This window comes from Paraburkholderia strydomiana, assembly GCF_046030495.1.
GTDB lineage: Bacteria > Pseudomonadota > Gammaproteobacteria > Burkholderiales > Burkholderiaceae > Paraburkholderia > Paraburkholderia strydomiana_A.
Genome location: NZ_JAQQCJ010000006.1, coordinates 47994 through 69454, shown reverse-complemented (window position 1 = coordinate 69454; position 21461 = coordinate 47994). Strand labels below are relative to the sequence as shown.

Annotated in this window: 17 protein-coding genes; 14 read left to right on the top strand and 3 right to left on the bottom strand. The window is 64.3% G+C overall.

Going from position 1 to position 21461, the window contains the following annotated elements; all coding sequences use genetic code 11:
• The first annotated feature begins 10 nt into the window (after positions 1-10).
• From PQQ53_RS10215 to PQQ53_RS10180, 8 genes are all read left to right on the top strand, one after another.
• Positions 11-3229, top strand: a complete 3219-nt coding sequence (locus PQQ53_RS10215; RefSeq protein WP_408142506.1) for an efflux RND transporter permease subunit — start codon at positions 11-13, stop codon at positions 3227-3229.
• A gap of 1 nt (position 3230) precedes the next feature.
• Positions 3231-4772 (top strand): efflux transporter outer membrane subunit, encoded by a 1542-nt coding sequence (locus PQQ53_RS10210; RefSeq protein WP_408323942.1) that lies wholly within the window; start codon positions 3231-3233, stop codon positions 4770-4772.
• A complete protein-coding gene (locus tag PQQ53_RS10205; protein ID WP_408323940.1) occupies positions 4769-6061 on the top strand; it encodes a paraquat-inducible protein A in 1293 nt (430 codons plus the stop codon). The genes PQQ53_RS10210 and PQQ53_RS10205 overlap by 4 nt, the downstream gene beginning before the upstream one ends.
• A complete protein-coding gene (locus PQQ53_RS10200; RefSeq protein ID WP_408323938.1) occupies positions 6045-7664 on the top strand; it encodes a PqiB family protein in 1620 nt (539 codons plus the stop codon). Before PQQ53_RS10205 ends, PQQ53_RS10200 begins: the two co-directional genes overlap by 17 nt.
• Entirely contained in the window at positions 7661-8257 is a 597-nt protein-coding gene (locus tag PQQ53_RS10195; protein ID WP_408142498.1) for a PqiC family protein, read from the top strand. The genes PQQ53_RS10200 and PQQ53_RS10195 overlap by 4 nt, the downstream gene beginning before the upstream one ends.
• Positions 8258-8320: 63 nt before the next feature.
• The gene (locus tag PQQ53_RS10190; RefSeq protein WP_408153023.1) at positions 8321-8578 is read left to right on the top strand and encodes an RNA recognition motif domain-containing protein; all 258 of its coding nucleotides are present in this window, start codon (positions 8321-8323) and stop codon (positions 8576-8578) included.
• Between the two features lie 17 nt (positions 8579-8595).
• Positions 8596-9618 (top strand): hypothetical protein, encoded by a 1023-nt coding sequence (locus PQQ53_RS10185; RefSeq protein ID WP_408323937.1) that lies wholly within the window; start codon positions 8596-8598, stop codon positions 9616-9618.
• A 34-nt stretch (positions 9619-9652) separates the two neighbouring features.
• On the top strand, positions 9653-9949 hold the full coding sequence (locus PQQ53_RS10180; RefSeq protein WP_408153021.1) for a hypothetical protein: 297 nt from the start codon (positions 9653-9655) through the stop codon (positions 9947-9949).
• 54 nt (positions 9950-10003) lie between these two features.
• Here the strand turns inward: PQQ53_RS10180 and ydiK are convergent, their stop codons facing one another.
• The 3 genes from ydiK to PQQ53_RS10165 all read right to left on the bottom strand — a co-directional run bounded on the left by ydiK (position 10004) and on the right by PQQ53_RS10165 (position 12447).
• Entirely contained in the window at positions 10004-11161 is a 1158-nt protein-coding gene (ydiK, locus tag PQQ53_RS10175) for an AI-2E family transporter YdiK (RefSeq protein ID WP_408153020.1), read from the bottom strand.
• 216 nt (positions 11162-11377) lie between these two features.
• On the bottom strand, positions 11378-11962 hold the full coding sequence (locus PQQ53_RS10170) for a hypothetical protein (protein ID WP_408142879.1): 585 nt from the start codon (positions 11960-11962) through the stop codon (positions 11378-11380).
• Positions 11963-12021: 59 nt separating this feature from the next.
• Entirely contained in the window at positions 12022-12447 is a 426-nt protein-coding gene (locus PQQ53_RS10165) for a glycine zipper family protein (RefSeq protein WP_408142489.1), read from the bottom strand.
• Positions 12448-12836: 389 nt separating this feature from the next.
• On the opposite strand from PQQ53_RS10165, the gene PQQ53_RS10160 reads away from it, so the two are divergent.
• The 6 genes from PQQ53_RS10160 to PQQ53_RS10135 all read left to right on the top strand — a co-directional run bounded on the left by PQQ53_RS10160 (position 12837) and on the right by PQQ53_RS10135 (position 21252).
• Positions 12837-14210: a DUF3300 domain-containing protein gene (locus PQQ53_RS10160; RefSeq protein WP_408323935.1), complete on the top strand. Its 1374-nt coding sequence runs from the start codon at positions 12837-12839 to the stop codon at positions 14208-14210.
• Positions 14158-15180: a DUF2950 domain-containing protein gene (locus PQQ53_RS10155; RefSeq protein WP_408323933.1), complete on the top strand. Its 1023-nt coding sequence runs from the start codon at positions 14158-14160 to the stop codon at positions 15178-15180. Before PQQ53_RS10160 ends, PQQ53_RS10155 begins: the two co-directional genes overlap by 53 nt.
• 210 nt (positions 15181-15390) lie before the next feature.
• Complete coding sequence (locus tag PQQ53_RS10150) at positions 15391-17157, top strand: SulP family inorganic anion transporter (RefSeq protein WP_408323931.1); 1767 nt, start codon at positions 15391-15393, stop codon at positions 17155-17157.
• Positions 17158-17240: 83 nt separating this feature from the next.
• Entirely contained in the window at positions 17241-17591 is a 351-nt protein-coding gene (locus PQQ53_RS10145) for an RT0821/Lpp0805 family surface protein (RefSeq protein WP_408149663.1), read from the top strand.
• 201 nt (positions 17592-17792) lie between these two features.
• Positions 17793-19538, top strand: a complete 1746-nt coding sequence (gene aspT, locus PQQ53_RS10140; RefSeq protein ID WP_408323929.1) for an aspartate-alanine antiporter — start codon at positions 17793-17795, stop codon at positions 19536-19538.
• Positions 19539-19596: 58 nt separating this feature from the next.
• Positions 19597-21252, top strand: coding sequence for a bifunctional aspartate transaminase/aspartate 4-decarboxylase (locus PQQ53_RS10135; protein ID WP_408149667.1), 1656 nt, complete (start codon positions 19597-19599; stop codon positions 21250-21252).
• Positions 21253-21461: the final 209 nt, after the last annotated feature.

The following is a 21461-nucleotide window of genomic DNA, read 5'->3' as shown; positions in this document are numbered from 1 at the left end:
GGCCGCCGATATGAGCATTTCGCACTACTGTATCGATCGTCCGATTTTCGCGTCGGTCATTTCGATCGTCATTACGCTGGGCGGCGCACTGGCGATGTTCTCGTTGCCGGTCGCGCAATATCCGGACATCACGCCGCCGCAGATCACTATCTCCGCGACCTATCCGGGCGCCAATGCGGAGGTCGTGGCGAACAATGTCGCCGCGCCGATCGAGCAGCAGGTCAATGGCGCGGACAACATGATCTATATGAACTCGTCGAGTTCATCCACCGGCAACCTGACCATCAACGCGTACTTCGAGATCGGCACGAACCCGGAACTGGCTCAGGTCGACGTGCAGAACCGCGTGAACCTCGCGCTGCCGCAGTTGCCGCAGTCGGTGCAGGCGCAGGGCATCCAGGTGCAGAAGAAGTCGTCCGCTTTCATGATGGTGATCGCGGTCTATTCGCCAACGGACCGGTACGACTCGGTCTACATTGCGAACTTCACCAACATCTACGTACTCGATGCGATCAAGCGGGTTCCGGGTGCAAACCAGTCCAGCATTTTCGGCAATCCGGACTACGCGATGCGGATCTGGCTGAAACCCGACCGGATGGCGCAACTGGGCGTGACGGCCGCCGACGTGCAGCGGGTGGTCGCCAATCAGAACCAGCAGTTCGCGGTAGGCAGCATCGGCCAGTCGCCGACGGGAAAATCCGTCGAACAGTCATTCGCCGTCACGACGACCGGCCGTCTCGCCGAGCCGTCGGAATTCGAAAACATCATCGTGCGCGCGGCGAGCGGCGGGGCGGCGATCGTGCGGATCAAGGACATCGGGCGGGCCGAGCTGGGGCAAAAGGATTACTCCATTCGCAGCCGGTTCCAGGGCAAGCCCGCGACCGTTCTCGCCGTTTATCAGCAGCCGGGCGCCAATGCGCTCGAAGTCTCGAAGAAGGTTCGCGCGACGCTGGCGGAGTTGAACAAGTCGTTTCCGGAAGGGCTGACCTATGAAATCGCCATGGATACGACCGAGTTCACCCGGGCCTCGATCTCCGACGTGATTCACACCTTCTTCGAAGCGTTGGTGCTCGTCGTCATCGTCGTGTTCATATTCCTGCAAAGCCTGCGCGCGACGCTGATCCCGATCGTCGCGGTGCCGGTGTCGATTGTCGGCACCTGCATGTTCATGCTGCTGCTGGGCTTCTCGATCAACATGCTGACCCTGTTCGGGATGGTGCTCGCGATCGGGATCGTCGTGGACGATGCGATCGTCGTGATCGAGAACGTCGAACGAAACATGACGGTGTACAAGCTCAATCCAAAGGACGCCGCCAAAAAGGCGATGGACGAGGTGGCGGGACCGGTCATCGCGATCGTGCTGGTGCTGTGCGCGGTGTTCGTGCCGGTGGCGTTCCTCGGCGGCATCACGGGGCAAATGTACAAGCAGTTCGCCATTACGATCGCGATCTCGGTCGTGCTGTCCGGCATCGTGGCGCTGACCTTGTCGCCGGCGCTCGCCGCCTTGCTGCTGAAGAGCACCCATCACGAGAAAAAGGGCTTTTTCCGCTGGTTCGACAAGCAGTTCGCCCGAATGACGGCGGGCTACTCGCGCGCGGTCAAGCTGGTGATCAAGCGGTTCATTTTCGGGCTGCTGTTTTTCGTAGGCATGATCGTCCTCGCGGTACTCATGGTGCGCTCGATTCCGTCGGCCTTCCTGCCGCCGGAGGACCAGGGCTATCTGCTCGGCGCGATAATCATGCCGGACGCGGCGAGCCTCGATCGGACCGGAGAGGTGTCGCAGAAGGTGACCGACTACTTCATGAAACAGGAGGCGGTCGGCAGTATCACGGTGGTCGATGGGTTCAGCCTGCTCGACAGCCAGAACAAAAACAATTCGGGGACGTTCTTCGTCGGCCTGAAGAGTTTCGAAGATCGTTACACGTCGGCGAACATCAGGACGCAGAACGCGCGCACGGTGCTGCTCGATGCGTACCGCCACTTCGCGGACGTGAAGGAAGGCGTGGTGATCCCGGTCAACCCGCCGTCGATTCCGGGCCTCGGCACGACCGGCGGCACCGAAATGTGGATTCAGAGCACCGGCGATTCGAGCATCGCGCAGCTTGCAGAGGTGGCGCAAGCATTCGTACAGAAGGCGCGGCAGCGTCCGGAGCTGACCGGCGTGACCAATACGTTCAACGCGTCGTCGCGGCAATTGCTGGTCGAGGTGGACCGCGACAAGTCCGAGACGCTCGGCGTGCCGGTCGAAGACGCGTATAGCACCATGCAGACGATGTTCGGCTCGCTGTACGTGTCGCAGTTCAACCGTTCGAGCCGGCTCTGGCAGGTGATCCTGCAGGCCGAACCGTCGTACCGGTTGAAGCCCGCCGACCTCGATCAGATCTACGTGCGCAGCAAGTCCGGCACGATGCTGCCGGTCACGTCGGTGGCGACCTACCGGTTCGTCGTCGGGCCCGATCTGGTCACGCGCTTCAACAACTTCCCGGCGATCAAGATCACGGCGAATGCCGCGCCCGGCTTCAGCTCCGGGCAGGTGATCTCGACGCTGGAGGAACTGGCGGCGCAGATGCCGCCCGGCTATAACGTGGCATGGAGCGGAGAGGCCTTCGAGGAACGGCAATCGGGCGGCACGTCGGGGCTCGTCTTCGTGTTCGGCCTCGTGATGGTGTTCCTCATCCTCGCCGCGCAGTACGAGAAATGGAGCTTGCCGGTCGGCGTGCTGATGGCGGTTCCGTTCGCGCTATTCGGCGCATTGCTCGCCGTTCTGCTGCGCGGCCTGAGCAACGACGTCTACTTCCAGATCGGGCTGACGATGCTGGTGGCGCTCGCCGCCAAGAACGCGATCCTGATCTTCGAATTCGCGGTGCTGAACCGGGAGACCGGCGCGTCGGTGTTCGACGCGACCATGACGGCCGCGGAAGAGCGCTTGCGTCCGATCGTGATGACGTCTCTCGCGTTCATTCTCGGCTGCGTGCCGCTTGCCATCGCGACGGGCGCGTCGGCCAACAGCCGCCATTCGATCGGCACCGGGGTGATCGGCGGGATGATCGGCGCGACGGCCATCGCCGTGTTCTTCATTCCGATGTTCTATTACCTGCTCGAAACGATGTCGTCGCGCTCGCGCGGCGGCAAGCCGACGCCGGACAAGGGCGCGGCCGGAGCGGGGCCGGGCGCGACAGCGGCGGAGCCCGGCTTGCCGCCGCAAGCGCCGTCGCAAGAGAGCAACTGACATGGACGGGACGCTACTCGCGCGTTTGTCGGCTTGCGCTGCGCTTCTTGCGCTGAGCGGGTGCCTGCTCGGCCCCGACTATGCGCGGCCCAAGGTCGACGTGCCTGCGACGTATCGCTTCGCGCAGGGCGAGGCCGCCGAGATTGCCAACGTCGCATGGTGGGAGCAGTTTCAGGACCCCGTGCTCGACCAGTTGATTGCCACCGCGCTGCAGGAGAACCGCGACGTGAAGATCGCCGCGGCCCGGGTCGACGAGTTTCGCGGCCAGTTCGTGACGACGCGCTCCGGGCTCTTTCCGCAGATCGGCGCGGGCGCGGATGCGTCGCGCCAGCGTGCGTCGGCGGCGGCCGGCATACCGATTCCGAACGGTGTCAGTCCCATCTACAACCAGTTCGACGCGACGGTGTCGGTTGCGTGGGAAATCGATCTGTTCGGCAAGGTTCGCCGGCAGACCGAGGCGGCCCGCGCCAATCTACTGGCGAGCGAGGAGGGCCGACGGGCCACCATTCTGACGCTGGTCGGCTCCGTGGCCTCCGCGTACATCAACCTGCGCAATCTCGACCGGCAACTCGAGATCGCGAAGGAAACCGTGCAAAGCCGCGACGAGTCGGTGCGGGTCTTCACGTTGCGCTTCAAGGGCGGCGAGGTGTCGCAAATGGAGCTGGCGCAAAGCCAGTCCGAGTACGAGGCGGCGAGAGCCACCATCCCGCAGATCGAAATGCAGATCGGTCAGCAGGAAAACGCGCTGTCCGTGCTGATCGGCAAAAATCCGGGCGCGATTCTGCGCGGCCGCGAACTGTCGACGCTGGGCACGCCACCGATTCCGGACGGACTGCCCTCCGACCTGCTCGAACGCCGTCCGGATCTGTTGCAGGCCGAGCAGACCCTGGTGTCGGAAAACGCGCTGATCGGCGCGGCCAAGGCGCTTTACTTTCCGTCCATCTCGCTGACGGGGATGTTCGGCACGGTCAGCTCGCAGTTCTCGAATCTCTTTACCGGGCCGGCGCGGGTGTGGTCGTTTGCCGGCAGCGTGGCGCAGCCGATCTTCACGGCGGGCAATATCTCGGGCCAGGTGCACCAGGCCGAGGCGCGCCAGCAGGAAGCGCTGTTCGCGTACGAGAAGTCGATTCAGGTGGCGTTCCAGGAAGTCGAGGACGCGCTCATCTCCGTGCAGAAGACGCATGAGCAGCTGGCCGTGGTGGGCAACCAGGTCGAAGCGCTGCGCACCTACGCGCGGCTCGCGAGTCTGCGTTACGAAGGCGGTTATACGAGTTACATCGAAGTGCTCGACGCCGAGCGAAGCCTGTTCAACGCACAGCTGAACTATACGCAGACGCAGGGCGCGGAGCTGACGTCGTTCGTCAACCTCTATAAGGCGATGGGCGGCGGCTGGGTGCTCGCCGCCGAAAAACTGTCGTATCCGCAGCCCGCATCGGCCACGCCGCCGGATAGCGCCCCCGCCGCCCCTGCGCCCGCCGAAGCGCCCGTCGCGCGCGGCGCGGCTCCGGCGCGCGACCTGCCGGTCGCTCTGGAGGCGAGATGAGCGAGACGAACCAGCGGGAGGTCATCGCCTGCGAGGAGTGCGACCTGCTTCAGCTCGGAACGCCGCTCACGCCCGGCAGCACCTTGCGTTGCCGCCGCTGCCGGGCCGAGCTCGGCAGGAGCCGCACGAACGGCCCCGAATATGCACTCGCCTTTACCCTCGCGTCGGCCGTGCTGCTCGTCATCTCGAACGTCTTTCCGATCGTCGGTTTGTCGATCAACGGCAATCTCGTTCAAACCACGCTGGCCGGCTCGGTCCGCATGCTTTACACGCACGGCACCTGGCCGCTCGCGGTGCTGGTCCTCATGACGACCATGCTGATGCCGGTATTGCAGACCCTGGCGATGCTGTGGCTGCTCGTCCCCCTGCATTTCGGGCGCGTGCCGTGGCGCGCGGTCGAGGGATTCCGGCTGTTTCAACTGTCGCGGCCGTGGGGCATGACGGAGGTGCTGATCCTCGGTCTGCTGGTCGCGCTCGTCAAGCTCGCGCACATCGCGAAGGTGGTGCCGGGCACGGCCTTATGGTCGTTCGTCGTGCTGATGCTGCTGCTCGCCGCGGCATCGGCGGCGTTCGATCCGCACGAGATATGGTCGCGCATCTGCGCCGGCAAAAACGGCAACGGCGCGTGGCGGCCGCGGCCTCTGAAGCTGCGGCGCAGCGCGGTGACGGCATCCGCCTATGGGCTCGTGCTGTGCGAGGAGTGCGGGCTCCTGTTGCGCGATCCGGCGCGCTCGGGTGTGCACGCGTGTCCACGCTGCAAAGCGCATTTGCATCGGCGCAAGCCCGCGAGTCTGTCGCGGACCTGGGCGTTTCTGACCGCCGCCATGGTGCTGTATATCCCCGCCAACGTGCTGCCCGTGATGAACACGAGTTCGCTCTTCGGCGCACAGAAAGACACGATCATGAGCGGGGTGGTCTATCTGTGGGTCTCCGGATCATGGCCGCTCGCCGTGCTGGTGTTCATCGCGAGCATCGTGGTGCCGATGCTCAAGATTCTGGGCCTCGCGTATCTCGCGGTGTCGACCCAGCTTCACTCGCAATGGCTTCCCGTGCAGCGCACCCGGATCTATCGCGCGATCGAACTGGTCGGGCGCTGGTCCATGCTCGATATCTACGTGATCACGATGCTCGTCGCGCTGGTGCAATTCCACGCGTTGGCGACGATCGAGGCGGGCCCGGCCTCGATCGCGTTCGGGGCGGTCGTCGTGTTGACACTGCTCGCATCGATGGCTTTCGATCCACGTCTCATCTGGGATGCAGCGGAGAGGGATCATGGCCGGGTCAAATGACGAGTCCGACGTTCCTGATCTGCCCGCGGCGGAGCCGGTGCCGCGCTCACGCTGGCGCATGCAGCTGGTGTGGCTCGTGCCGATCGTGGCGGTGCTGATCGGCGGATGGCTTGCCACCAAGGCGGTGCTGGAACGCGGCGAGAAGATATCCATCAGCTTCAAGACCGGCGAGGGTCTTGAAGCAGGGAAGACGAAACTCAAGTTCAAGGACGTCGATATCGGCGTGGTCGACGCGGTGAGCCTGTCGCCGGATCACAAGAACGTGGTGGCAGTGGCGGAGGTCGCGCGCGACGCGGCGAGCCTGATGGTCGACAACACGCGGTTCTGGGTGGTGCGCCCGCGTATTTCGGGCGGCACCGTCTCGGGGCTCGGCACGCTGCTCTCCGGATCGTATATCGATGTCGATGTCGGCAATGCGACGAAAGCGCGGCGTAGTTTCGCCGGACTCGAAGAGCCCCCGGTATTCGCGAGCGACGTGCCGGGGCGCGAATTCACGTTGAAGGGCAGCGGTCTCGGCTCGCTCGATGTGGGCACGCCCGTCTATTTCCGCCGACTTCGCGTCGGTCAGATTGCCTCCTACCAGTTGGACCCGGATGGCCGCGGCGTCACGCTGAAGGTGTTCGTCAATGCGCCTTACGACCGCTTCGTGAAGACCGACACGCGCTTCTGGCACGCAAGCGGGGTCGACATGGCGTTCGATACCAACGGTGTGCGGATCGAAACGCAGTCGATCGTCTCCATCATCATCGGCGGCGTGGCTTTCGAGTCGCCGCCGGGATCGCAGGAAGAGGCCGACGCCCCGGCCGACACACGGTTCGAACTGTACGCCACGCGCGCCGACGCGATGAGACAGCACGACCGGATCGTCGACAAATACATCGTGAACTTCATAGACTCGGTGCGCGGTTTGACCGTTGGCGCGCCGGTCGATTTCCGCGGCGTCGTGATCGGCGAAGTGACGGCCATTTATACGCGCTTCGACCCCGCGAACAATCGCTTCAGCATTCCTGTCGAAATACAGATCTATCCGGAGCGCTTTACGTCGCGCTACCAGGGCGACCGCACCGGAGGACGGATCAGTGACGACCCGCGCGGGGTTGCGAACTATCTGGTCGAACACGGCTTCCGGTTCCAGCTCAGAAGCGGCAATCCGCTGACCGGCCAGCTTTACGTCGCGCTGGATCATTTCCCGGATGCCCCCAAGGCGACGATAGACTGGAGCAAGACGCCGCCGGAATTGCCCGCGATACCGCGTACGCTTCAGTCGCTGCAGGACTCCGTCACGCGCCTGCTGGCCAAGCTCAACAATATTCCGTTCGAAGCGATCGGCAACGACACGCGCACGATGCTGCGCTCGACCAACACGATGATCTCGCAGCTCAATAACGAAGTCGTGCCGAAGGCTCGTGACACGCTCGCGTCGGCGCAATCCACGCTCGACTCCGCGAATACCGCCCTGCAGCCGGATTCGTCGCTGCAGCAATCGACGGAAGAGGCGATGCACGAATTGACCCGCACCGCCGCGACGCTGCGTACGCTGGCCGACTATCTGTCGCGGCATCCGGAAGCGCTCGTGCGCGGCAAGTCGGAGGACAAACCATGAGGTACGCGGCGGCATGTTTCCCATGCCTGTTAATTGCGCTCGTCGTCGGCGGGCTCGGCGGATGCAAGTCGCCCTCGGCCAGTTTCTACACGCTCAGCCCCGACCGGTCGCTCGCCAGCTCGGGCGCGACCCGGTCGATCGCCGTGGTGATCGGTCCTGTCACAATACCGGACATCGTGGATCGGCCGCAGATCGTGACGCAACTCGGCGATAATACGGTCGAGGTCAACGAATTCGCCCGCTGGGCGCAACCGTTGAGCGGCGACATTGGCCGTGTGATTGCCGCCGACCTGGCCGTGCTGCTGAATTCACCGCAGATTTCGGTGTACGACACGACGCACGATCCGCTGGGTGTCTGGCATGTGCGCATCGACGTCATGCGCTTCGAGTCCGCGCCGGGGCGGGACGTCACCGTCGACGTGCTGTGGGCCGTGCGCCCGCCCGCGAAAGGCCGCGCCGTCACGGGCCGCTCCGTCGCGCGCGAGGCGGTGTCCGGTCCGGGCTTCGAACCGATGGTGGCGGCTCACGATCGCGCGCTGGCGTCGGTCAGCCGCGATATCGCGGCGGCGCTGCAAGCGGGTCCGGCTCGGTGACGCGGCTTGCGTCGGGATCGTGCCGCGGCGCCGCGGCAAGGTAACAGTCGAGGAGCAGCCATCATGGCAGAACTGATGCTTGGCAACGTGGAGGAAAGTGTCTCCGATGAAGAAATCGGCGAGTTCCTGACACGGTACGGATTCCCTCAATTCAGTACGATCCGGCGTATTCCAGGCGCGGGCTCCAGGCCCGCCGCGCTGGTGGTTTTCGACGACGTCACGGCGGATGGGTTGCGAAACCTGCAGCCGCGCGTTCACAACCTGTTCTGGAAGGGCCGCACGATCACGGCGCTGCTGCTTCCGGAGCGCGACGAATCATAGACCGCCGGGAGCCGGGCATGGGTCTGCTGTCGTGGTGGTCGGGCAGGCGCGGCGCGTCTGAGGCAGGCGATTCCCAGCAGACGAAGCAGATCGTCGAGCGGATCGTCCGGCTCAGCCCGCAATTGCGTCTCGCGAGCGATTACGAGGCGCGTATGGCGCCCGCCGTGCAGCACACGCTCGGCTATCTGCGCGGCCTCGTCGCGCAGGCGCCGGCCGCGCGCGAAGCCAGCGCGGCGGCATGGGCGACGGACCCGTACATTCATGCGTTCTTTGCCACGGCTGAAGATGTCGCGCCGGTTTTCAGCCACGCCGAACCGTTACGCCAGTGCTTCAACGATCATCCCGCGGCGGCCGAGGTCTTCGCCGTACTCGGGATGGCCTTCAACGAGCGGAACATTCTCGGCGTTGCGCAATATGGCGCCACGACACGTACCGACGTAGCCCAGACGACAGTCAACTTCAGCGACCACCAGGTGCGTGTGTGCGCCCTGTCGGAAGCAGCGTTGCGGGAGGAAATCATTTTGCGGGTCGTCGATCAGCTCGCGCTCGAAGGACTCGGCGCGATCGAGGCGGACACGCTGCGGCGCGATTCGCTGGAGCACGAACGGGCGCTGCTGAGGACGCGCCTGACGATCCTCGAACGGCAGGGCACGGGGGTGCGTTCGTTGATGGGAGGCGACGCATCGCGCAGCTTCGCGGAAGTGGCGCGACTACAGTCGCAGATCGACGAGAACGATCGGGCACTGGCGAATCTGGGCCTGAAAACCGAGGCCCTGGAGCGTGCGCTGGAGATGGTGTGCAACGTCCTGTCCTCGCCGGAGCAACATGTGTACGTGCAGCAGAAAACGTTTCTGCTGGACCGTATGAACGTCGTCGTCAAGGACGGCGACACCCGCCCGGCGCGGGAAGTAGAGTTCCAGATGGTGCACCTGCCGGCGAGTCCCCATGCGATGCGCGCCTTTTCGATGGTGCGCTTCAAACGTGGTGATCTTCTGCCCGCGCGAGACATGCTGAAGGAAGCCGGGCGCCTGCTGATTTGACGGAGCGCCGTTCGCACCCTGTGGAGAATGCATCGTGAGCATCGTCGTAAGCGATCATGCGCCAGGCTCGACGTTCATTCGAATCGGCCGTCCGTTCTTCGACCGCGACGATACGCTATGTTTTTCCGCCTACGGCATCGGTTGGGGCTATTGCGCTTTTTCGCTGGAGGCCGCCGTCGCGCATGAGGTGCTCGGGAGCGTCGACCCGTCGCCCAGGCAGATCCTGCTGGCGTTCGGTATGGGACACGCCAGAATTCGCGGGGCAGTGTGCCGGGCCATACGGCCACGGCATGGCGAGCGCATCCGGCTCACGGCAGTTGATTTTCCGTGAGATGTTCATGAGCGCTGATGCCGCTGCGTTGATTCAGCCGCGCGCGGTCTCGCGTCAATCGCTTCTGTGCAGGATGACACCAGCCGCATTGTCCTGCACCGCCGCCCGGTTCGGCTGGTCGATCCACGCCAGCAGCAGATGGTAGGTAACGGCGAGAATGACCGGGCCAATGAACAGGCCGACCGCGCCGATGGCAATCAGCCCGCCCAGCACGCCCGAGAGAATGAGCACCAGCGGCAGCGCCACGGCGCGGCGGATGAGGATCGGCCGCAGGACGTTGTCGAGCGTCGAGACGCAGACGGTCCAGACCAGCAGCACGATCGCGCTCAACTGCGAATCATGCATGAACAGCCAGATCACGCAGCCTAGCATCGGCAGCAGCGGACCCAGTTGTACGAGGCACATCACGAGCATCAACGCGCTCAGCACACCGGCGAATGGAACGCCCGCCAGCCAGATTCCCGCGGCGCCGAGCGAAGCCTGGACGAGCGCCGTGACCACCACACCGAGTGCGATCGCGCGGATCGACTGACCCGTCAGGTGCACGATGTTGGCGCCGTTGCCCGGCGCGACGCGCAACGCCAATGCGGTCACGAGGCCGACCGTGGCCTCGCCTTTGCCGTAGAGCAGTCCGCACACGATGAGCATCAGGATCAGGTGCACGGCAAACGCGCCCACCAGACCCATCTGAACCAGCAGCCATTTCGCGACGACGGCGGCGTACGGCTCCACTTTGGCGAGGATGCCGCCCGGTCCCGCATCGGACAGGCGTTGCCATTCCTGCGTGAAACGGTCGGTCAGCGGCACGCTGGAGAGCCAGCGAGGGGGCGAGGGCAGCGCATAGTTGGGCAGGCCTTCGACGAACTTCATGATCTCGGTCGAATGATCGGCAAGCGTCGACACGGCAGCGTAGGTCGGGATGCAGATCACCACGATCTCCAGCAACAGCATCACGGCGACGGCGAGGCCGCGTCGGCCGCCGAGCCGCTGCTGGATCGCGAGCATGAGCGGCCAGGTCGTGACGACGATCGTGCCGCCCCAGATCAACGCGGGCACGAACGGATGCACGATGTAGAGGCTGCCGCCGACGAGCAGGACAAGCGCGCTGACCGCCAGCACGATCCGGGCTAGATCGACGGTGGGTCGGACGGGCTGGTGCGGTGGCGGCGGTTGCGGCTGCGATTGCGGGACGGGTTGGGCGAGGTCATCCATCGTCTGTTCGGATCCAGAGGAACGGCGCAAGGAACTCATGCACACAGATCTCGCCGAAACGGCCGGGCTGAGCGCTCGCCTTGCGTGCGGCACGGCACGATCGAGCGCAACCGTCGAAGACAAGCCGGGCGAGCGGCACTCGATCGGCACGCATGCGACGCACGCCCCGGCGAGGACGATGATTGGGCCGGCGTTCTCCCTGCGCCACCTGCGCGGCTATTTGGCCTTAGGTTCGACGGAAATGGCCACGGCCTCGGTGTAAAGCACTTCCATCTGATCGCCTTTTTTGATCAGCTTGAGCTGTTCGGGGTCCTGCACGACGAGATCCACCGAATTGCCTTGCGGACCCTTCAACGTCACGACGCCGCTCTGGTGATTGACGGCGGTGACATTGGCCAGGATCGTCACCTCCCGGCTGGCCGTGCCGCCAGGTTTGGCGCCCATCGGCGTGCGCTCCATGCTCTGATTTTCACTGGCGCCAAGAGGCGCGCCACCCTTCTTGAGCGTGATCGTCATAGCCTCCGAATACTCCGCGTTGACGACGTCGCCAACCTTCAACTGATCGAAGTTGCGGGCTTCCTCACCGACCACGACCTGGACGACTTTCCCTTTGGCGTTCTTCAGCCACACGGTTCGTGTGGCCGGCTCGATACCCACCACCGTCGACGTCGTCTTCACCGTGCCTGTCACGGTGACCTGGCCGGGGGCGCTCTTGACGCCCACTTTCGGTTCCGTCTGCGCGAAACCTGCAGTCGCGAAAGACACGAGCGCGGCCGTGACAATGATTTTGCTGCTTCTCATGCTGCTCTCCTTGAACGCCTGGGTGCGCGTTGTCTCGCGGCCTGGCTGGCCGCTATGCTTCATTTGATCGTGTAGCCGCGACCTTCCATACACGCGGCATAGGCGCGATTGAAAGCGTCCATGGCACCCTGTGTCTGGGATTGCGACGAGGCCGCGGCCGCACGCCGGTTCTGGCGCGCCCGCGATCCGCCGACCACCGTTCCGGTCGTCGCGCCGATCGCCGCGCCTTTACCCGCGTCGCCCGCGATCGCGCCGATCACCGCGCCTCCGGCTGCGCCACGCGCGGCGCCCTGAACGCGCTCACCGCCGCCCACGGCGGGTCCGGAGGGCGGGGGCGGGGCGTTGGCCATCGTGGCCGGGTCCACGCCGGTATTGCTCTTTGCCCACGAATAACATGCGCCGTCATCCTGCTGCTGCTTTTGCGGGCTTTGTCCCTTGGCGGGATAGGCAATGGGTTTGCCCTGCGCCATGCCGTCGAGCGTCATCGACCCTGCCAGAGCGGCGATCAGGCAGTACTTTGTCCATGTTGTCACGGTGACTCCTTGCGTGAGCTCACGCCAATGCAGATCGCCGGTTGCCGGTTCGCGCGAACATCAACGCGATCGTGACGTGCTAGCCGGCCCCGATCATTGCGGTCCTGTCAGAGTCGGGCGCGAGGTGGTGTGCGTGCAGCAATGGCAGGTTCGCTCTCATGATGGCGTCGCGGGCATGCGGCGCGCAATCGGACCAAGGTCGTATTTGCAATGCGGCACGTCCGCGGTCCAAACTGTATCTGTGCACGCCCAGGTGCGCGTCCCGTTTCCGTTGTTTCGGATAACTGTCTTTTTAAAGACCGCCGTCCGGGTCGAATGGCGAAGCGTGAGGGGAAGTATCAATGGACCGCATTACGCGTGCTTTTGAACGGCTCATCCCGTTTGCATGGGCGGTCGAGCGCTGGCGGCGCGCTGCGATGGTTCACGTTTCGACGCGCGCCCGGGTAGCGAACCATGCGCTGATTGCCGCGATGCTGGCGGTCTGCGCCATGTTTTGCGCGACGTCCTCGATAGCGCAAGCTCCGGCCGCGGAAGGCGGCGCACCCGCCGCGATTCCCGCTGCGACCCTCGACAAACTCGTGGGTCCCATTGCGTTATATCCGGACGACCTCATCGCCATCATCCTTCCCGCAGCGACTTACCCGGTGGAGATCGTGCAGGCGGATCGCTTCCTCGAACAGAGAAAGAGCGACAAGACGCTCGCGATTAACGAAAGCTGGCACGACCCGGTGAAGGCGCTGCTGAATTACCCCGAAGTCGCCAGGAAAATGAGCGCCGATCTCGACTGGACGATCGGTCTCGGCGAAGCCGTCGTCACCGATCAGGGCGCGGTGCTCGAGGCGGTTCAGCGCTTCCGGCGTCAAACGCAGTCGGCGGGCCAGCTCAAGTCCGACGACAAGCAGGTCGTGGTGGTCGAAAAAGAGGTGATCAAGATCGTCCCGGCCGATCCGCAGGTGATCTACGTGCCGCAATACAACCCGACGACCGTCGTGGTCAGCGGCGCACCGCCGTCCTATGGCTACCTGCCTGCTCCCTATCCGGTCTACTACTATCCGTACCCGCCGGGGGCGGCGCTCGCGACGGGGCTGGTCTGGGGCGCGGCGATGGCCGCCGTCTGGCACGGCGGACACTATGAAGCGCATTACGGAGGCGGCGGCAACAACAACATCAACATCAACCGGGAACGCAATGTCGAACGAGGCAACATCAATACGGGCGACGTCAACCGCTCGCGATCGGAGACAGGGCAATCGTCCGCATGGCGATCCGACAAGAAGCCCGGCCAGGTGAGCGGTACGACGGGCCGCTCCACGAGCACGCCGCGAGTCGGCGATCCCCCGGCCCGCGGCAGCGCGGGAGGCGGCAATGCGGCGGCCGGCGGGCGGGACCTGGCCGCTCAGCGTCCCGCCACGCCGGCGACACGGGAAGCGGGTGCGCGGGAGTCGGCCACCCGCGAAGCCGGTGCGCGGGACTCGGGCGCGCGGGCCTCGCAATCGCCCGGGGGCGACGCATTCAGCGGCTACGGTTCGGCGCGTGACGCCCAGGCGAATAGTTCGAGAGGCGCGGCGAGCCGTCAGTCGATCTCCCAGACGCCCGCACGGACCGCACCGGCGGCGGCGCATTCCGGCGGCGGATTGTCGGGCGGTGGCGGTCGCGGCGGCGGTGGCAGTTTTTCAGGCCGCGGTGGTGGCGGTCGCGGTGGTGGACGGCGCTAGGGGGATGACGATGATTGCCCGCAGCATGACTGGCAAGAACCCACGCGCCGACTGGCGCCGCCGCCTCGTTGCACGGTGCGGGTTGTGCGCGGTGATCGTCGCGCTGTCGATTCCGTTGGGCGCGCTCGGCGCGGCGCAACGAACATTTGCCACACCAGAGGCGGCCGTGGCGGCGCTGTCCGCAGCGTTGAAGGATCGCGATGAAGCGACGCTCGTGGCGATATTCGGCGACACCCACAAGAGCCTCGTGGTGTCGCCGGATCAGGCGGAGAACGCCGCGAACTGGGCCAAGGCGAGTGCGGAGCTCGACGCCTTTCACGTGCTGCAGGACGCCGGACCGAACCGCCGGATTCTGCTGGTCGGCGACGAGGCCTGGCCGATGCCGATTCCCGTCGTGAAGGAGAACGGCACCTGGCGCTTTGCCACTGAACAGGGCGAAGAAGAAATCACGAACCGCCGCATCGGCGCGAACGAGCGCGAAGCGATCGCGGTGCTGCGCGCCTATCTCGACGCGCAGCGCGAATACGCGTCGCGTGATCGAAACAACGATGGCCTGCTCGAGTACGCGCAGAAGCTGGCCAGTACGCCCGGCAAGCAGGATGGCCTCTACTGGCGCACGGGCGAGGGCAGTGACGAGGAGGCCAGTCCATTCGGACCGCTGATCGCGGCGAGCTCGGCGTACCTGAAAGGGCACAAGGCTGGTGACGCTTATCGCGGCTATCACTTCCGCATCCTGACGAGGCAAGGCAAGAGCGCCCCGGGCGGGGCCTTTAGCTATGTCATCAACGGGCACATGATCGCCGGCTTCGCGATGGTTGCGTACCCGGCCCGATATGGCACGAGCGGGGTGATGACTTTCGTGGTCAACAACAACGGCGTGATCTACCAGAAAAATCGCGGCGAGCATGCGGCGCCTGTCACGGTGTTCGACCCGGACGGCACGTGGCAGCGCATCAAGGAACCGTTCTGAGTCCGCTGGGAACGACGAACCCGTTCTGAACCGGACAGCGCCGATGCGTGCACGAAATCACCTAGGACCAAGGTCCTATGTGGATTGCGCGGCGCACCGGCTACGCTTGAGAAAGGGAACGGGCCGCGCGGACGTCGTCATGCCTTCGAGCACCTGACTAAAGTACGCCCGTCTTTCCATCGAGCCGGCTTCTGTACGCGAGGCGCTACGTTGACCAGGGAATCCAGCGTCACCGAACCGGTGACGGCCGACCCGCCCGCACACGGGTGGCGCCAAACGTTTCCTCCCGCGCAGTGGCTGCGCAGCTACGAGCCCCGATGGCTCGCGCACGACGCGATCGCCGGCGTGACGCTCGCGGCCTACGGCATTCCGGTATCGCTCGCCTATGCGTCGCTGGCCGGCTTGCCGCCGGAATATGGGACCTACGGGTATCTGGTCGGCGGCCTTTTCTACGCGCTGTTCGGCTCGTCGCGACAACTGGCGATCGGTCCGACTTCGGCGATCTCGATGCTGGTCGGCGTGACGGTCGCAGGGATGGCCGGCGGCGATCCGGTGCGCTGGGCTTCGATCGCGGCGCTCACGGCCGTGCTGATCGCCGGCATGTGTCTGGTGGCCTGGCTGCTGCGCCTGAGTTCGCTGGTCAATTTCATCAGCGAGACGATCCTGCTCGGCTTCAAGGCAGGGGCGGCGCTCACCATCGCGATGACACAACTGCCCAAACTGTTCGGAGTAAAGGGAGGGGGCGAGTCGTTCTTCGAGCGGATCACCGTGCTTGGCGGCCAGCTTTCGCAGACCAACCTCGCCGTGCTCGCCTTTGGGCTCACCTGCGTTGCCTTGTTGCTGCTCGGCGAGAAATTCCTGCCGGGGCGCCCGGTTGCGCTGGTCGTCGTCGTGGCTTCAATCGTCGTGTTGTCCATCACGCCGCTGGCGGGCGCCGGATTCAAGGTCGTGGGCGCGCTGCCGCAAGGCTTGCCCGAGTTCCACCTGCCGGGGCTGCGGTTGCGCGATGTCGATGGTGTGATCCCGCTCGCCTTTGCGTGTCTGCTGCTGGCGTATGTCGAGAGCGTCTCGGCGGCGCGCGCGCTCGCCCAGCAAAACGGCTACGAAATCGACGCCCGCCAGGAACTGCTCGGTCTGGGTGCGGCGAATCTGGCTGCGGGACTGTTCCAGTCCTACCCGGTCGCAGGCGGACTTTCCCAATCGTCGGTGAACGACAAGGCCGGGGCGAAGACCCCGCTTGCACTCGTATTCGCGTCGATTGCGATCGGACTGTGCCTGATGTTCCTGGCCGGGTTGCTGGCCAATCTGCCCAACGTCGTGCTGGCGGCCATCGTGCTGGTGGCCGTGAAGGGACTCGTCGATCTCCCCGAATTGCGCCATGTCTGGCGAGTGAGCCGCTTTGAATTCGCGATCTCCATGGTCGCGTTCGCGGCGGTGCTCATGTTGGGAATCCTGAACGGCGTCATCGTCGCGGTGCTGGTATCGATGCTGCTGATCATCCGGCGCGCCGCGCACCCGCACGTGGCGATTCTTGGGCGCATTCCGGGCACGCGCTTTTTTTCGGACATCGAGCGGCACGCCGAGAACGAAGCGATTGCGCATGTACTGACGGTGCGTGTCGAGGCATCGCTGCTGTACTTCAATGTCGAGCACGTGCGCGAGACGATCTGGCGGCAGATTCGCGCGGCGCCCGAGCCGGTCCGGCTGGTGATCTGCGACCTGTCCGCGTCGCCGGTTGTCGACCTCGCGGGGGCGCGGATGCTCAAGGCGTTACACGACGCGCTCCAGGCCTCCGGCACGGCCATAAAAGTGGTGGCCGCCCACGCGGAGGTGCGGGACATCCTGCGCGCGGAAGGTCTCGAAGAGCGCTTTGGCCATATCGGCCGACGCAGTTCGGTGGCGGAGCTCATCGACGAGTTCCAGGCGAACCGGAACGTTGCCGATAATCCCGATGCGGCGCCCAGGGCTACGACGTAGCGTGTGGCCGCATCGGCTATTGACGGAGATGACCTATGCCAGCCCCAGTGCGCATGGCCGTACACCGGTTCCCGCAATGGATCGTGGGCGCCGCGCTGCTGGCCGGCGCGAGCTTCAGCCATGCCACGAACCTGAATTTCCTGAAGGACACACCCGTCAGCTATATGAGGGACGCTGACCGTAAAGCGCTTAACGATGCGGCGCAAATTGCGCTCGAAACAAAGAAGGATGACGAATCGTTGGCGTGGAGCAATGCCGGCACCGGCAACTCCGTTTCGATCACCGGCACGATAACGCCGCACGGCACGACGAAGAAGGGCGATAAAACCTGCCGCACCGCAACGCTGGTCGCGATGGCCAAAGGCCAGACCCAAAGCTGGACGCCGACTGTCTGCAAGCAGGGCAACGGACCCTGGAAGATCCTCAAGCAATGAGTAACGGTCAGGGCGGCTTTCACGCGGTTTGTGGGACCAAGGTCGTATTGTCCGAGGCCGCGAAAAGAACCATCGTAACGGCGGAGAGCGACCGATTCGGGAGACTGCACATCTCCGGACGAAAGGCGGCGGCCACGATTCATCGACAACACACCCGTATGCCCATCGGTGTCAACGGGTGAACCGCAGACGAGGGCTACGATGGCATGGATAGTTGCAACCCTACAACATTATCCCGAGATCGCGATATTCCTTTCACTTGGCATCGGCTATTGGGTCGGCGGAAAGAGCTTCAAGGGTTTCAGTCTCGGCGCGGTCACCGCAACGTTGCTGGCTGCGATCGCAATCGGGCAGCTTCATATCACCGTCTCGCCCAACGTCAAATCGGTGTTCTTCCTGCTGTTTCTGTTTGCCGTGGGGTATGGGGTCGGGCCGCAGTTCGTGCGCGGCATCGCCAAGGACGGCTTGCCGCAGGCGCTGTTTTCCGTCGTGCAATGTCTGCTGTCTTTAGGCGCGGCGGTTCTCGCGGCGAAAATGGCGGGTTATGACATCGGTTCCGCGGCCGGACTCTTCGCCGGATCGCAGACCATCTCGGCTTCGATGGGGCTCGCGACGGATGCCATCAACCGGCTCGCGTTGCCGCCCGATCAGGCCAAAACGCTGCTCGATGCGATGCCGACCGCCTATGCCATCACGTACATCTTCGGCACGGTCGGCTCCGCGCTGATCCTCGCGACACTTGGGCCCAGGCTTCTGCGCATCGACCTGGTTGCGGCATGCAAGGAATACGAAGCGAGCCTTGGCGGCACCACGGAACTGGGGGGCGCGGGCCAGGCCTGGCACCGCTATGAACTGCGCGCGTACCGGATCGCGTCGGACAGCCGGATATCCGGCCAGACGGTCAGTCAGGTCGAAGCACTGCAGCCGGAGAATACGCGGTTGTTTATCGAGCGCGTCAGGCGCGGCGGCACGATTCAGGAGGCGACCCTCGATCTGGTTCTGGAGGCGGACGACGTCGTCGCGATAGCGGGGCCTCGCGATCAACTGGTCGCGGTGCTCGGGGCCAGCAGCACGAGCGGGCGTGCTGCGGACGATCCTGTGATCCCGGTTCGCACGGGGCGCGCGGTGGAAGTGGACGACGCCGAACTGCTGTCCGTACCGGCGGAAGGTGTGGACGTCTATGTCACGAGCAAGGCGGTGGACGGCAAGACCTTGCAGGAGCTTGCCGGCTTGCCGCTCGCGCGCGGCGTCTATCTTCGGAAGATCAAGCGGGGGCCCACGGAAACGCAGATTCCCGTGCTGCCCAACACGAAACTGTATCGCGGTGACACGCTCACGATCGTCGGACGGACTCAGGACACGAGCGCCGCCGCCAAAGTGCTCGGCGTGCTGGACCGGCCGACCAACATGACGGACGTGGCCTTCGTGTCGCTTGCGATCACCGTCGGCGCAATGGTGGGGGCGATCGTCATCAATGTCGCGGGAATACCGCTCACGCTGTCGACGGCCGGCGGCGCACTGATCGCCGGTCTCGTGTTCGGCTGGCTGCGCGCCATTCACCCGACCTTTGGCCGGATTCCCGAGCCCACCGTCTGGTTCATGAACTCGGTCGGCCTGAACGTGTTCATCGCGGTGATCGGTCTGACGGCAGGGCCGGGGTTCGTTTCCGGACTGCAGAGCCTCGGCGTGGGGCTGTTCCTGTGGGGGATCTTTGCGACCACCGTGCCGCTGATCCTCGGCATGTTCATCGCGCGCTATGTGTTTCATTTTCATCCGGCCATTCTGCTTGGCGTGTGTGCCGGCGCAAGAACCACGACCGCGGCGCTGGGGATGATCTGCGACGCGGCGAAAAGCCAGATCCCGGGATTGGGCTACACCGTGACCTACGCGGTGGGCAATACGCTCCTGACGATCTGGGGGATGATCATCATCATGATTCTGGCTTGAGCCTGGGGCGTGGCAAGGGGCGACGTCGATCCGGGCGACTTCATTCTGGAGAGCACAAATGAGCAAGCGGGACAAGCAGGATGCCGGCAAGGCGGCGAAACTGGCCGCACTCAGTCCGTTCGAACTGAAAGACGAATTGATCAAGGCGGCGGGTGGCGGCGCGGTCGAGCGAGGGGCGAACCTGTCGATGCTCAACGCCGGGCGCGGCAATCCGAACTTTCTCGCGACCATTCCGCGCCACGGCTTCTGGCAACTCGGCCTCTTTGCGATGCGCGAATCGGAGCGTTCGTTTGCGTATATGCCGGAAGGCATCGGCGGGTTTCCGAAGCGCGAAGGCCTGACGGAACGCTTCGATCTGTTTCTGCGCGAGAACAAGGGCGTCGCGGGTATCGACTTCCTGCGCGGTGCGGTGTCGTATGTGCGCGATCAGCTGGGGTACTCGGCCGGCGACTTCCTGTATGAAATGTGCGAGGGGATCCTCGCATCGAACTATCCGGTGCCCGACCGCATGCTCAAGCTGTCCGAACTGATCGTCGGACAGTATCTGCGCCGCGAGATGATCGGCGATCATCCATTCATCGGCGAGTTCGACATCTTCGCGGTGGAAGGCGGGACGGCCGCGATGACGTACATCTTCAACACGATGCGCGAGAATCACCTGATCAAACCAGGCGACACGATCGCACTCGGCATGCCGATCTTCACGCCCTACATCGAGATTCCGCGTCTGAACGACTATCAACTGAACGTCGTCAATCTTAATGCCGGCGTCGAGAACAACTGGCAATACTCCAACGAAGAACTCGACAAGCTGCGCGACCCGAAGGTGAAGGCGTTCTTTCTGGTGAATCCGAGCAACCCGCCTTCCGTGCGGATCAGCGACGAGAGCCTCAAATACATTGCCGACATCGTGAAAGAGCGGCCCGACCTGATCCTGCTCACCGACGACGTGTATGGCACGTTCGCCGACAACTTCGTGTCGCTGTTCGCGCTCGCGCCGAAGAACACCATCCTCGTGTACTCGTATTCGAAGTACTTCGGCGCAACCGGCTGGCGTCTGGGGACGATCGCGACGCATCGCGACAACGTGCTCGACAAGCTGATCGCCGAGTTGCCGAAAGACGCGAAGAAGCAGTTGCACGAGCGTTACGAGTCGATCACGACCGAGCCGGACAAGCTCAAGTTCATCGACCGTCTCGTGGCCGACAGCCGTACTGTCGCGCTGAACCATACAGCGGGTTTGTCGACGCCGCAGCAGGTGCAAATGGTGCTGTTTTCGCTGTTCTCGCTGATGGACACACCGGACGCCTACAAGAACGCGTTGAAGCGCCTGATCCGCAGCCGCAAGCGTGCGCTATACGACGAGGTGGGCATTTCATTCGAGGACACCGACACGAATCAGGTCGATTACTACACGATTCTCGACCTGGAGTTCCTCGGCGAACGGGCGTATGGACGCGATTTCGTCGACTGGCTCCTGAAGAATACCGAGCCGTCCGAGCTGCTTTTCAGGCTCGCGCGGGAAGCGCGCGTGGTGTTGTTGCCGGGGCGCGGCTTCGGCACGGCGCATCCGTCCGGGCGGGTATCGCTCGCCAACCTGAACGAGTCCGACTATCGGAAGATAGGCCACGCCATTCGGACCTTGCTTGGCGACTATGTCGAGCGCTACAACGCCGCGGCTGGTAAGAAGCTCGACAAGAACAGGGTTCTGTAGATAGCGGAGGACCCGGGGGCGATACGGCCGCGCACGGCGGCCTTCGCCTTCGCTTTTGCCCGTCGAGAATCCTCGCTGCGCACAACCGTGACGTCGCCGTTATGACGGCGACGACTTAGCACCTGACAAATCGTTGGTTCGGTTCGATATGGCGCGCTGCTACAGTCTGCGCCAAGGGCACGGGGCTGCCCGAAACAACACAAAAGCAT

Coding starts and splice junctions, on each gene's coding strand:
- PQQ53_RS10215 (WP_408142506.1), top strand. CDS start 11: ATGAGCATTTCGCACTACTGTATCGATCGTCCGATTTTCGCGTCGGTC.
- PQQ53_RS10210 (WP_408323942.1), top strand. CDS start 3,231: ATGGACGGGACGCTACTCGCGCGTTTGTCGGCTTGCGCTGCGCTTCTT.
- PQQ53_RS10205 (WP_408323940.1), top strand. CDS start 4,769: ATGAGCGAGACGAACCAGCGGGAGGTCATCGCCTGCGAGGAGTGCGAC.
- PQQ53_RS10200 (WP_408323938.1), top strand. CDS start 6,045: ATGGCCGGGTCAAATGACGAGTCCGACGTTCCTGATCTGCCCGCGGCG.
- PQQ53_RS10195 (WP_408142498.1), top strand. CDS start 7,661: ATGAGGTACGCGGCGGCATGTTTCCCATGCCTGTTAATTGCGCTCGTC.
- PQQ53_RS10190 (WP_408153023.1), top strand. CDS start 8,321: ATGGCAGAACTGATGCTTGGCAACGTGGAGGAAAGTGTCTCCGATGAA.
- PQQ53_RS10185 (WP_408323937.1), top strand. CDS start 8,596: ATGGGTCTGCTGTCGTGGTGGTCGGGCAGGCGCGGCGCGTCTGAGGCA.
- ydiK (WP_408153020.1), bottom strand. CDS start 11,161: ATGGATGACCTCGCCCAACCCGTCCCGCAATCGCAGCCGCAACCGCCG.
- PQQ53_RS10170 (WP_408142879.1), bottom strand. CDS start 11,962: ATGAGAAGCAGCAAAATCATTGTCACGGCCGCGCTCGTGTCTTTCGCG.
- PQQ53_RS10165 (WP_408142489.1), bottom strand. CDS start 12,447: ATGACGCTCGACGGCATGGCGCAGGGCAAACCCATTGCCTATCCCGCC.
- PQQ53_RS10160 (WP_408323935.1), top strand. CDS start 12,837: ATGGACCGCATTACGCGTGCTTTTGAACGGCTCATCCCGTTTGCATGG.
- aspT (WP_408323929.1), top strand. CDS start 17,793: ATGGCATGGATAGTTGCAACCCTACAACATTATCCCGAGATCGCGATA.
- PQQ53_RS10135 (WP_408149667.1), top strand. CDS start 19,597: ATGAGCAAGCGGGACAAGCAGGATGCCGGCAAGGCGGCGAAACTGGCC.